Annotated in this window: 8 protein-coding genes and 1 pseudogene; 3 read left to right on the forward strand and 6 right to left on the reverse strand. The window is 42.0% G+C overall.

Going from position 1 to position 13,329, the window contains the following annotated elements; all coding sequences use genetic code 11:
- Positions 1 to 91: 91 nt before the first annotated feature.
- The 3 genes from bla to LDL18_RS04460 form a co-directional block, all read right to left on the reverse strand.
- Positions 92 to 1,036: a class A beta-lactamase gene (gene bla / locus LDL18_RS04450; protein ID WP_296507176.1), complete on the reverse strand. Its 945-nt coding sequence runs from the start codon at positions 1,034 to 1,036 to the stop codon at positions 92 to 94.
- A 69-nt stretch (positions 1,037 to 1,105) separates the two neighbouring features.
- Positions 1,106 to 2,071 (reverse strand): DUF4062 domain-containing protein, encoded by a 966-nt coding sequence (locus LDL18_RS04455; protein ID WP_296507178.1) that lies wholly within the window; start codon positions 2,069 to 2,071, stop codon positions 1,106 to 1,108.
- A gap of 49 nt (positions 2,072 to 2,120) precedes the next feature.
- A complete protein-coding gene (locus tag LDL18_RS04460; RefSeq protein ID WP_296507180.1) occupies positions 2,121 to 4,544 on the reverse strand; it encodes a ComEC/Rec2 family competence protein in 2,424 nt (807 codons plus the stop codon).
- 174 nt (positions 4,545 to 4,718) lie between these two features.
- On the opposite strand from LDL18_RS04460, the gene gltX reads away from it, so the two are divergent.
- Both gltX and LDL18_RS04470 read left to right on the forward strand, forming a co-directional pair.
- Complete coding sequence (gene gltX, locus LDL18_RS04465) at positions 4,719 to 6,164, forward strand: glutamate--tRNA ligase (protein WP_296507182.1); 1,446 nt, start codon at positions 4,719 to 4,721, stop codon at positions 6,162 to 6,164.
- A gap of 145 nt (positions 6,165 to 6,309) precedes the next feature.
- The gene (locus LDL18_RS04470) at positions 6,310 to 7,599 is read left to right on the forward strand and encodes a citrate synthase (RefSeq protein WP_296507184.1); all 1,290 of its coding nucleotides are present in this window, start codon (positions 6,310 to 6,312) and stop codon (positions 7,597 to 7,599) included.
- Here the strand turns inward: LDL18_RS04470 and LDL18_RS04475 are convergent, their stop codons facing one another.
- The 3 genes from LDL18_RS04475 to LDL18_RS04485 form a co-directional block, all read right to left on the reverse strand.
- A complete protein-coding gene (locus tag LDL18_RS04475) occupies positions 7,600 to 9,015 on the reverse strand; it encodes a HAMP domain-containing sensor histidine kinase (protein WP_296507186.1) in 1,416 nt (471 codons plus the stop codon).
- Positions 9,015 to 10,169 carry a DUF2336 domain-containing protein gene (locus tag LDL18_RS04480; RefSeq protein ID WP_296507187.1) on the reverse strand — a complete coding sequence of 385 codons (1,155 nt, stop codon included), beginning with the start codon at positions 10,167 to 10,169 and terminating at the stop codon, positions 9,015 to 9,017. Before LDL18_RS04480 ends, LDL18_RS04475 begins: the two co-directional genes overlap by 1 nt.
- Before the next feature lie 152 nt (positions 10,170 to 10,321).
- Entirely contained in the window at positions 10,322 to 11,671 is a 1,350-nt protein-coding gene (locus LDL18_RS04485; RefSeq protein WP_296507189.1) for a hypothetical protein, read from the reverse strand.
- 184 nt (positions 11,672 to 11,855) lie between these two features.
- On the opposite strand from LDL18_RS04485, the pseudogene LDL18_RS04490 reads away from it, so the two are divergent.
- Positions 11,856 to 13,329 (forward strand): annotated as a pseudogene (locus LDL18_RS04490) (hypothetical protein); the annotation flags it as partial.

A 13,329-nucleotide genomic window follows, 5' to 3' on the forward strand; every position in this document is an offset into this window, starting at 1 on the left:
CAAAAACTTGTTCTCAACTTATCTCTAAAAATCTTAAATTATACCCTTTGTCAACAGAACCTAGTAAAGCCGCTTTTTCTAGGAAAAATTTTTAACTTTCCGTTTGTAGAAGCTCGGCTGCACCATAATGGGCTACTTTAGAAAATAGACCGAGAAGTTGATCTTTTGTAGGCGTTCCACCCCAAACATAAACAGAGATAATAACGGGCTTATCCGGTTGAGGCCAAAGAATGGCAATATCACTGGCGGCATCATGACCATTGGTGCCGGTCTTGTCCGCGATAACCCAGCTTTTGGGCAATCCTGCCCGTAACCGTTGACCGCCGGTCTGGCATCTTACCATCCAACCGACCAACCGATCTCGAGAAGAAGGTGATAATAGGGAACCCAAAAGCATTTTTTGCAAATTGCGCGCCATAGCTATGGGTGTTGTGGTATTTTCTATGCCACCATAAGGCGTTTCGTTTAAAAACGGCTCGATATGATCTAACCGACTTTGATTATCCCCCAACTGCCGCCAAAAGGCTGTCAAAGCCAAAGCCCCACCACTGCGTTCCAACAGTTTATTGGCACAAAAATTGTCGCTTTGTTCAATCGCTCCCTGACAGAGTTCGGCAACCGACATCTCGGCTTTATCAAGATGCGCCTTGGCAAAAGGCGCGTATAAATCCCCAATATCTTCAGGCTTATAAGAAATAATCCGCTCAAGGCTGTCTTGCCCTCGGTCACAACGCAGCAAGACAGAAGCCACAAGAGAAACCTTAAAGCTGCTGCACATAAGAAAGCGTTCATTCGCCCGCCAAGCAAGGCTTTTTCCCGTTGCTATATTCTGGGCATAAATCCCAACATGCCCGCCCGTTGCCTGCTCATATTCAAGCGCAATCTCCTCTATAGTGACAGAGCTTCCCGCAGTGATAGACCTTCCGCCGTCTTTTGCTATGACAGACTTTTTAGCCGGAATAGGTCGTTTGCCCCAGACTGCTTGACAAAGAATAGATGGAAACAGAACTGCCGTCCCAGCTGTCCCCAAAGCCAAAACCTCCCGCCTCCTCATCATACATTTTCTCCAGCAAAAATATTTTATTTTACGGTTTTATTAATATAATTAAAAATCGATAAGGGGCTTTCCTAAAGTTTCTCTCGCTTTATTATACAGTATTTGAGGCATTGGTCGAAGCATTGTTTCTTTGAAATCATCAATAGAGTGATTTTTATCTATAAAAGTATTCATCAATGAAATTAATTCTTGGATATCACTAGGATTCTCTACAAGGGATTTTATATCTTCTTCTTTTAGAGAAAAATGTTCCATTAGATATATAATAAAATTATTTTTTTGTAATTCTAAATTTTTCTTATTTTCTTCAGCTTTTTGTTTTTCGATCTTAACGATCTCGTCGGAGTTATTCGGATCTACTTTTCTAACAACCGCTTCAAGGTAATTTTTTAGAGTCTCATTGGCTAATTGAAGTTCACGAATTTGTATATTTAAAGCTGATAATTGCTGTTGCTGTGATTTTGATCTTAGCAAATCTCGAAATAGACCAGCCCATTGCTCTCGCAGCCAAGATTCAATTTCAGTTACTTTTTCAAAATTATAGACAGGGTTATTTTGTCCTTTTTCGAGTATTTCATCTAAAAAATGAAATACTGCTACATTATCAACATGAGCATACTTAATATCTTTGTTATTTTTATTTTGTAAATAGGTGTAATGTTCTGACCTAACTGCGTTATCTACTAGAATAAAAGTAGGGATATCTCTTTCTTGTGCCGAGTTAAATTCTCGTCGAGTGATGCTTAGATGTCCTTCAAGTGGCTGGCCAGTTGTATGATGGGAGTCGCTTGTAGGCGAACCATATCTGCCCCCAACTATCAGAACAAATATATCTGCATTTTCTACTTCATGATAACAAGATTGGTCTAATGGAGTATCAGAATGGAAAGGGATATTGCCTCTTTCAAAGAGGATCGCTTCAAACCCAAGAGATTCAATAAAGCCTTCTAAAGAGGCTCGAATATATTTCAAATCATAGTAAGTCGAACTTACAAACACTCTTGGGCGAGCCACTTATTTCTCCATTTTTATAATGGAAGATAATCTGTATTCTATAATAATGTTAGCCATTTCTGTTTAAATTTTTTTTACACCCCCGCATCTCCATTCCTCGCATCCAAGGGTGCCGATCATTCATTGAATAACCCGCAACCATCCTCGGCCTTCTTAAAAAGACCGACTTTCCATAAAAAACCAATCCACCCCTTTCCGCTAAAACACAGCGGTCTATTTTCATCATCTTGGGGTGGCATGACGCAGGGAGATATCCCGAACTGACGACCCAATCATTCCGGCTACATTCTTCAGGCGTTAAGCCCGCCGCTTTACCTTTTATCGCCAGAAAATGATAATGCTGCTGCGCCAAGGCGATTGCACAAAATCCCTTCTGACAAAGATTTTTCCCGAAAAGCCGTTTTTCTTCCTCTGGGTCAAAGCCAATCAAATTCGCGATTTGATCCTGACTATAACTATCCTTTTCAGGCCAAACAAATTGATAAGGATGCTTCGGATTATCGGTCTTAAAAGCGATTGTCTTGCCGTCTCGGCTGATGACCCAATCTGGCCTCGGATTGAGGATAATCACGATCACACCCAAGACCAAAGGCATAACACCCCATAAACGCCATGACGTTTTCCACAATCCCAACCACAACCAGCCAGCCATCATAAAAAGGCATAACCAAGCCCCGATCATTGGCAGCATAAAACCCGCCATGGGTAGAGCGGCGACATAATGGGCAATCGCAAGCAACAAGCGAATGGATTGATCGGCCACCCACCAAAAAGGTGCAGAACAACCGATCAGATCAGTCAGTAATGCCAAGCCCTCTGCTGGAATGGTCACGAAGGTCGTCAAGGGAATAGCCAGAATATTAGCTAACGCCCCGTAAAAACCGGATTGGTGAAAATGGTAGAGGGTAATAGGTGACACCACGGCTTCGACCATCATGCCGCCAATGATGATTTCTGCGATAATAAAAGCCGTTTTTTTCAACCATCCGACTTCACGTCTGTCACCAAAAATAGACATGATCGGGACTTCTGCCAAGGCAATGACCGTGCCGACTGCGGCAAAGCTTAATTGAAAACTCGGGGATAAAATATTTTCCGGCTGGATGAATAAAATGAGCATCGCTGCCGCCGCGACCAGCCTCAAACTCATAGCCTTTCGGCCAATCATCATCCCAAAAAGAATAAAAAAGGCGGTCAGCATCGACCGAACCGTTGGAATTTCACAGCCCGCGACAAAGGTATAAATCATCCCGACGAAAGCGGCGTTACAAGCCGCGATTATTCTCAACGGAAAATGAAGCACAAAATAAGGTGACAAAGCCAAAATTCTAATGGTGATGAACATCACCGCCGCGATCACAACGCCGATATGCATTCCACCGACTGATAATAAATGCGTCAATCCGGCTTTTCGCATCGCAACCGTATCGCTCTCGCTGATAGATCCGATATCATTAGTCACAAAGGCAGCTGCAATGCCGCCAGATTTTTCGCCGACTTTGGCAATGATATGGCGGGTCAATTTTTGGTGAATAGAGGCCATCAACAAAGAAAAACCGGACAAAACCGGCTTTTCAAGAATAACAGGTTGATCCAAGGCATGCCCTGTTCCTGAAATACCCTGAAACCACGCAATCTCGGCATAATCATAACCAGCCGGAATCTGGGCGGGCATAGGTGCCGTTAGCTTAGCTCTGACAGAAATCCGCGCCCCCGCTTCGAGACCCGAAAAATCAAAGCGATCATTAACCGATATTCTGACGCGCATTACGGATGGTCGGGCAGGGGATTTTCCTTTCAAAAAGCGAAAGGGCGATCTTTCCGGTAAAAACAGGGATGAAAGCGATGCCACAGGCGAAGGCCTAAAAAAGGCATGCTGAGTAACTGGAGCCATAAACAAAAAAGATGTGAAAGAAGCCTGATAACGCCTCACTTTTTTTGAGAATAGCGGCAAGGACGGGGATAATGGTGATATAAATGAGAGTGATTGTGACGAGGGTGGTGATAAAAAACCACCTTCAAAAATAGGCACTGCGACAACCAAACGCATCCGTTTTCGGGATGGCTGGTATTCACTTTGAAGGATTTGTCCACGGATATCAAAAACGCCCCATTTTCGGGGTGCTATCGGTGCGACATTATAAGCCCTAAAGCTGATATCAACCATGCCTAAAAAAGCCGCTACCGCCATAATTAAGACAGCCTTCGCTGCTCTTTTCTCACCCGACCAAAGCCACGCGCCCAACGCCAAGGCCAGTAACAAACAACCACAACCTACCCATCCCGAAATATCAGGAATCGTAAACCATAAAAGAATTCCACTTCCAAAGGCGATCGGCAACCATAACGGTAACTGATCTCTTTCTTGCTCCAGTTTCTCTTCCAGCCAAATATCGAAAGAAGAAACCTTTCTTCTAACCTTGTCTGCTTTTACTCTCACCCGATCGAGAAACCGGAGGCTCAGACGTTTCATTCCTTTTCATATCCATGCTAAAGGCGCATAAAAACCAAGACTTAAATCTTGAAGAAAGCTTCACGCAGATATTGCCGTTAATACCCTAAATGTTTTACGGACAATCATTATTTAAATTTTCTTATCATAACCGCTATTCAATCAGCCGGTTTATCTATTTCAGGAGTGTAGCGCATGAGCGCAGGTCCAGCTAAAAATCCGTCCGTTGTTACCCGCTTTGCGCCGTCGCCGACCGGCTTTTTACATATCGGTGGCGCTCGCACTGCTTTATTCAACTGGCTTTTTGCTCGCCATAATGGCGGCCAGTTTCAGCTTAGAATAGAAGACACCGATCGTGTCCGTTCTACCAAAGAAGCGATTGACGCTATCATTGATGGTATGCGCTGGCTCGGTCTCGATTGGGATGGCGATATTACCTATCAGTTTGAACGCGCCCCTCGTCATACAGAAGTAGCTGAAGAACTTCTCAAGGCTGGCAAAGCCTATAAATGCTTTGCAACTGCCGAAGAATTGGAAGCGATGCGTGCCGAACAGCGCGCCAAAAAACAGCCCCAACGGTATGATGGTCGCTGGCGTGATCGTGACCCATCCGAAGCGCCTGCCGGTGCTCCCTATGTTGTGCGCTTAAAGGCCGATCAAGAAGGCGAAACCACGCTTCATGACTTGGTGCAAGGGGATGTTACCGTCAAAAATGCAGAATTGGATGATATGATTCTGCTTCGTTCGGACGGAACGCCCACCTATATGCTGGCGGTTGTTGTCGATGATCATGATATGGGCGTTAACCATGTCATTCGGGGGGACGATCATCTTAATAATACCTTCCGCCAATTAGGTATTATTCGGGCAATGAACTGGGACGCGCCACAATACGCTCATATCCCACTTATTCACGGGGCTGATGGTGCAAAACTTTCCAAGCGTCATGGTGCCTTAGGTGTTGAAGCCTATCGTGATGATTTTGGCTATCTTCCTGAAGCTATTTGTAATTACCTTCTCCGCCTTGGCTGGGGACATGGTGATGACGAAATTATTACTCGTGAACAGGCCATCGAATGGTTTGATTTGACTTCTGTTGGTCGGTCACCTTCTCGTTTCGACTTCAAAAAACTCGAAAATATCAATGGTCATTATATCCGTGAGGCTGATGATCAGCGGTTAACGGATCTGGTAAAACCGCGCGTTGAAAAAACGCTTGAGCATGCTCTTTCTTCTTCAGAGCAGGCTTTACTGTTACAGGCGATGCCTTTCTTAAAATCGCGTGCTAAAAATTTGAACGAGTTAGCGGAAAATAGCCTGTTTCTCTTTGAAAAACGCCCTTTGAAGTTGGAAGAAAAAGCCGCCAAACAGCTTGAAAATACAAGCGGTAGCTTGCTTGCCATTTTAAGAAAAACGCTTGGTGATCTTCCTGCATGGGATAGTGAAAGCCTTGAAAAAGCGCTTCACGATGTCGCTGAACAAGCTGATTTAAAAATGGGTAAGGTGGCGCAACCTTTGCGGGCGGCCTTAACGGGACGGACGGTTTCTCCGGGAATTTTTGATGTCATGATTCTTTTAGGACAGGACGAAAGTCTAGCTCGTTTGGACGATCAGTTATCCTTGTCACCCACACATAGCTAATAAAATAAAAACACCCTCCCTTTCCTTTTAAAATCAGGATACTAGACCTCTTGGAAGGATAGGGGGGCGTGTTATTAAATTTTAAGACTATTTCTTATGCCCATTCAAAAGGATAATAAGAATAGAGAATAGGATACGTAGTTACATGAGCTCTCCTAATGAAGCGATTATTGGCCTAAATAACGAAGAGTATCGTTTCCCCGTGCGACAAAGCACGGCAGGCACATTAGGAATTGATATCCGTCAGCTTCATAGCCAGAGCGGCGCTCTGGCCTATGATCCGGGCTTTCTGTCGACGGCAAGCTGCCAGTCAAAGATTACTTATGTCGATGGCGAAAAAGGCATTTTGCTTTATCGAGGATATCCTATTGAGCAATTAGCAGAAAAATCGAGCTTTCCCGAAGTCGCCTATCTCCTGTTACATGGCGAGCTCCCAAAAGCCGATGATTTTTCTACTTTTTCAGATGTAATTACCCATCATACGATGGTTAATGAGCAGCTTTCCGCTTTTTATCGGGGCTTCCGGCGGGATGCCCATCCTATGGCTGTTCTTTGTGGGGTTGTTGGTGCCTTATCGGCCTTTTATCCAGAGGCAATCCATATTCATGACCCCGTGCAAAGAATGGCTTCTTGTCATCGTTTGCTAGCTAAATTGCCGACTATTGCGGCAATGGCGTATAAATATTCAGTAGGGCAACCCTTCGTCTATCCGGATAATAGCCTAAGCTATGTTGGTAATTTCCTTCGGATGACTTTCAGTGTTCCTGCGGAACCGTATCATGTCGATCCGTTAATTGAATCAGCCTTGAATAAAATCTTTATTCTACATGCCGATCATGAACAAAATGCTTCGACATCAACAGTTCGTTTGGCTGGTTCTTCAGGGGCTAACCCTTATGCTTGTATTGCGGCTGGCATTGCCTGTTTATGGGGGCCATCGCATGGCGGCGCCAATGAAGCAACATTGGCTATGCTGAAAGAAATCGGCACGCCTGAAAATATTCCTCATTTCATTGATCGTGCCAAAGACCGCAATGATCCCTTCCGCCTTATGGGCTTTGGACATCGCCTCTATAAAAATTATGATCCTCGGGCTCGTGTTCTGGCTAAAACAGCTGCCGCGATTTTGGATAAAACAGGTGCCAATAATCCAATATTTGACACGGCTCGCGCCTTAGAAGAAATCGCTCGAAAAGATTCCTATTTTATCGAGAGGAAACTTTATCCCAATGTTGATTTCTATTCAGGCTTAATCTTATCCGCTATCGGCTTCCCAACTTCCATGTTCACCGCTTTGTTTGCCTTGGCCAGAACCGCGGGATGGATGGCTCAATGGAATGAAATGATTACCGATCCCGAACAAAAAATCGGTCGCCCGAGACAAATCTACACAGGTGTCTCTACGCGGGATTATGTTAATATTGAAAACCGTTGATCACAGCAGCGGTAAAATAAGGGTAAAACGTGCGCCTTGACCAAGCGCACTATCCACAACAATATCCCCTTGCATAGCATGAGCCAGTTCTCGCGATATAAAAAGGCCTAAACCGGCGCCATTGCTATCTTGGGGATTCAAGCGTTCAAATTTTTCAAAAATACGCCGTTGATCTTCTGCCGCGATCCCTTTTCCTTGATCTGCGATTGTAATATAGGCTTTATCCTCATCCTGCTCCACTCTGATCCAGATACTGGCCTGCTCTGGGGAATATCTTAAAGCGTTGCTGATAAGGTTTAACAATATCTGCATAACCCTATGGGCATCGGCATAAGCAACAACGCTTTCTCCCGATTTAGGAATATCAATCTTGATATCCTGATTTTGGATTTTCCAGCTATGGAGTGCGATCGCCTGCTTTGCAATTTCACTTAAATCAACAGGCTGTGGTTCGACACGAAAACCGGTATTCTCTAATTCCTGTAAATCCCCCAGATCATCAATCAACATCATTAAATGCTGACTAGCCGTTGTAATATCGGCCGCATATCGAACATAACTACTATGTAAATATCCATCATTCTGTGAATAGATTTTATCCGCATCTTCGATAATGCGATGAATGGACGGTTTGAAACTATGGTCAATTCGATTGGGTAAATGTAATTTAATTTTGTTTTCTGTGGTTGTCTCTACCAACAGGCCTTCTTCCAGTGCAGAAGAGGCGAGCGTAATATTTCCAGAAAAGCCTTTAAATCTTTCCGATGCATCAAAGATAGGGCGGCCAGACAACCATATAGCAGGGCCCTTATTAGTGATTTTGGCTGGTTGCGCCGAAAAATCATGATGATTAGCCAAGGCTTCCATAATAGGGAAACGCCCTTCTTCATCGGTTTCTAATTTAAAAAGCCGCGCAAAAGGCTTCTTTAAATAGATTTGGGAATCTATTCCAATTTGATCAGCTAACGCCGTAGGAAAACGGGTTAAATTTAATTCGGCATCAACCTGCCATTTCCAATTTTCAATTTCTGGATCCTCATTTTCCGGCAAAACTGAAGATTCAATTTTCTCGTCAACTTCCTGAAAAGAAGACTGATTATGGCTGATATCTTGCTCTTTTTCAGGCAGATCTTCTTGGTGATAATGTTCTACTTCGATCAGGACTGACCCATCATCTTTAGGGTAAGCATCGACCCATAGATCAAAATTTGTATCGTTATTTTTCAGTAGGACGCGCCGAGAGATTTTTGTTTGCAGTCGTCTTGCCAGATGGATTATTTTATGAAGAGCGCTGCTCTTGCCGATTTGCAGTTCTTCAATAAGCTTGTCAACTCTGACCAACTTATCTTCACTATCAACAATAGCAGTCCCTTTTTCTTTATCCGAAATCTGGTTCGAGGCTATCTCTACTGTCATCAAAGGCAATCCTGCTGGAAAAAATCAGGGCTAGCGATATATGCTTTTTTCTCTCTAGCTGTCTTATATCGGTTTTCTATTTCACAAATTGATTCACGGTAACATTCATCTAATCTCCACAAGGCTAAGGCTTTATCTGCATCAGATTGGCTTAGAGCCTCAAAGGCTTTTACTTTTTCAGCTATTTGATGGTTATCAAGACTATGTCCGGTCAATTGAAAAGCAAGGCTGACCGCTACCTGTCGGGGCATCCCGATCGCTTTTAACAAAAGCAAAAGAGGACTTTCATCCTCATTCAAGACTATATCCCAAATATAATGATGATTGACTCCTGACCGAATGGCCAAGGCCGCTACCATCAAGGCTGTATGTCCATCCATTGTGGCTTGCAGAATAAACTCATCCGAGAGTTTTCTGTATTTATGTAAATGACGCGCCAATTTTAAGGCTCTGGCTTCTAATGTGCTGCCTTCATCATATTGTGTTAAGGCTTGTCTCACTGCCTTGGATAGAGCTTGATCTACCTGTTCTTCTGATAATTGGGTTTCCAATAAACAGCTTCTTAAACAGGCAGCTACCCACCATAACAGTTTATATTGCAGTTCAGCGGATAGATCTGTTCTTGATAAAATAGGGTTGTTTAAATGGCTTATTTGGCGACTTTCTGCAATCAGTAGAACCATCGCTGATAAGGCAATATCAGCATCCATCTCGCCAATTAAACTGTCTATAATATCCGAATTTTTGGGCGATTTATTGTATTGTATCTTATGGCAATTTTTCTGCAGAAAATACGTTCGCATACGGCGAATAAGCATGGCAACAAAAGCCTGATCTCGCAGTAAAATACTGTCAGAAAGCCATTCTAAAGTTAAATGCTTGGTTGGATCATTCAAAATCATAATAACAGAAAGAGGGGCATCATCCTCTAAAAGATCAACCAAATACAGCCTGATCTCATTTTCTGCTGCAATCGTGATATGCTCAAATATTTTTATAATATGATAGCGTTCAATTTCATTTAATCGAAGCGAAGTCGGAATGAGCAAATCTTCATAAATCTGCTTTTTTCTTTTTCTCTCATGAATTAACGCATCTCGGGCGTAGTCTATCAGGGATGGTTGTGTTTCTTTTTTATGTTTTTCTGCTACCATAAATGCCAACCATAACGGATGGCCGTTAACGACAGATAATCATTGCCAGCCAAAAAAAGATATTTTCTTTTCAGAAAAAGTAATTCTTATCTTTAATCTAACAGTGAAAACCTAAAATTAGGTTAAGATAATTTTAGAGCTAGCCTGCTCAATTATATCTTCGCCAAAATTTTCTGAAGTTTTTTGGTCGAGAATCCATAATTTACAATGGATAATGCGGCTAACAGAATAAGACCACATAAAACAAAAGAGACATTATATTTTGAAAGAAGGGTAAAGGGTAAGATAATCCACAGTATATATTCAAAATAAAGATAATGATTACCATCATCCTCTGGTGATAATTTCTTGCAATAATTATTATCTTGATAGGCTGAAATATTAGCAAGAATAATGATTATATCTAACGGAAATATTCCCCAGCCTACATGTTTGCTTATATAGTAGCTACTACAAATAAGTGCCAGAGATGCCCCCATTCGACGGCTATAATATATCAATTTTCTCTGTTTTTTTCTTCCTGCATTTAATTGCATTTCATTTATTCGATGACATCCATATCCTGATAATCCCGATAAAATCAGTGATAATACTGACAATATGGGCATATTTGTTGACGAAAAAAGTAATGATGAAAATATAAAAACAAATGTAGTTACTAATAAATATAAATAAATATTTCTATTTTTTGTGAATAAATTTATATTTTTCTCTATTATTTTTGAAAAAATTTCCTTGTAAAAAATGTTTTTATCGCATTTATTTCTTGTCGATTGGTGTATTTTATTTGAAATAAAGGCATTGCTTTTGTTTTTTGTGATTTTAAAAATGAAATCATTGCCATTAAAGGGGTCTTTAATCGTAATTCTTTTGCAGCCAGATTGCATCGTCTGACGCATGATAGTCAGGATAAGATCCCAATCATCGGGAATATTTTGTGCCTCTCTAATAATTGACCCTTCAACAAGGGCAATGCCTCCCCATCTTTCGGAGGCGTCAATCCGTTCAAATTCTTGGGAAGATATTCCATCTTCTATGGTTAAAAGGGTAGGGGCATTATTCCTGATTAGGGTCTCTACTAAATGGACAGAAGGTAAACAGTCTCCCTCTAGTAACAGGACAGACTGATTATCTGAAAAAGCCACTGACAATTCTTGGCGACCATGAATCAAAGACAGATGAATAGCTTCTTTGCGAAGCCGTTCAATCACATTAACAAGCTGGAAATTAAAATGCGCCTTAGTCTCTAGGGCAGAATTATCCTCTTCGTTGTCTTCAGAAAAAAGATCTTCTGTCCATAAGACAACATGATCAATACCTGCTTCTGCCACTGTCCGAATTTGATATTCAATTAAAGCTATTCCGACGATAGGGAAAAAGGAGATATTTTCTCCCACAGAATTGGGGGATTGGTTGCTAACATCAATAAGAGCGCTAGGCTTTGGAATCCTGCCGTCTCGGTTTGTCTTTTTATTGATGGTCGCCTCTGCGTTAGGATTCACTATAAAATACCGCCAGAATTAAATATTTTTGAAAGTTAGGTGCGGAATTCCAAAGCGCAACTATAAATCAGATTATTTTGCTTTACAAATTCGCCAATATTTTTGGAAAAGTATTTTTTCTAATCCATTAAATAGGAAGTATAGGGGCTATTCGCTTTAATTTAAAATTGATACTGTCGACTCTATGGCAATAGGGGTTGATGGCGCAGCTAGACTGCGGGAAATATATCGTCGACAGCAACAGTTAGCAGAACTGGCTGGTATCGAACAAAAAAAAGAATCCGAGGCTCAAGATAAAGAGATAGCGCAACCAGAAACAGCACAAATTTCTCAAGAATCAAGCAAGATGGCAGAAAATACTCTGCCAGCGATCAGATCAAAGAGCCTTCTTCCTAAAATCATTTTAGCTATTTTCGGTATCATCTTTGCGGCCTTCATTGTTACTGCTATTGAAACAAATCTTCTTTCTTTTGATAATATTGGACAATATTTAACTATAGTAAGCGGGCCTATCTCGATCATTGGTATCGCTTATCTGATATTTCGGCCTTTCAGTTATCAGGAATCGCACCGATTTAGCCGCATGGTTTCTTCTGTCAGGAAAGAAACAGATGCTCTTGATGAGACCATTCGGCAACTCAGCGCCAAGGTAGAAAATAATCAGAAAATTTTAGCGGCTCAAGCTGACCAGCTCCTAAAAGTAGGGGAGCAATCTTCTGAACGCCTAGCGGATATTGGCATGAACATGCGGGCTGAAGCCGTTGGCCTGCAACGCCATACCGATCGTTTGACAGAAGCGACGGATAAAGCCCGTGAAAGTCTCGGGCCTTTGTTGGATTCTCTCCCCGAAGCCAGAAAAGAATCTGAAAATTTAACCAAGCAGTTGCAGGATTCTTATCAATCGACTTCCGAAAAAGTAGATTCTTTATTATCGCACCTGCAAACGTTAAATTCTCTGGCTCCCAAGGTTGAGAACGCTACCGTTATGGCTGCCAAAAATTTGGCAACAGAAATTGAGCATCTCAGCTATCTGGATACAAAAATTGATGGCCGTCTTGAGGTCAGCGCTCAGGCTGTTGCCGCCTTTGGCAATAAAATCGAACATTTAATTACCGAAAGAATGCAGGAATCTGATCGCCAGATTGTAAAAATGGCTGATCTTCTTGATGAGAGAATTCGGAATAGCCGAGCCGCTTTGGATGATTTGGCGGGGCATCTTTCTTTTAATATGACGGCGCGTCTAGGCGAAGTAAATGAATATGCCACGCGCATTTCAGACAAGCTTGCTGAGCAAATACAGGTCAGTCAAAACACGCTTGCCTCTTTCTACACTCAAATGTCTGATAATTTTTATCAGAATTTACAGGATATAGAGAAGCAAACGCTCGAACTTTCTCAAAAAGTGAAAGCCTCTATCCAAGGTAGTCGAGACGATTATCAGACGGCTAGCCAGGATTTTGTTTTAGAGTTACAGAATAGACTTCAAAAAATCCAAGATCAGAGCAAAGAAATTGGCCATGTGTTTGAACAGAATATCGACAAACATCGCCTGTCTTTTGATCAATTATCTTCAAAAATAACGACTGATTTTGTCCAACGCTTAGAAATTATTCAAAAGCAGACACAGGATATTGTGCAGTACTTTGAAAATCACATTC

The sequence above is a fragment of the Zymomonas sp. genome (assembly GCF_020216885.1).
In the GTDB taxonomy this organism is placed as follows: Bacteria; Pseudomonadota; Alphaproteobacteria; order Sphingomonadales; family Sphingomonadaceae; genus Zymomonas.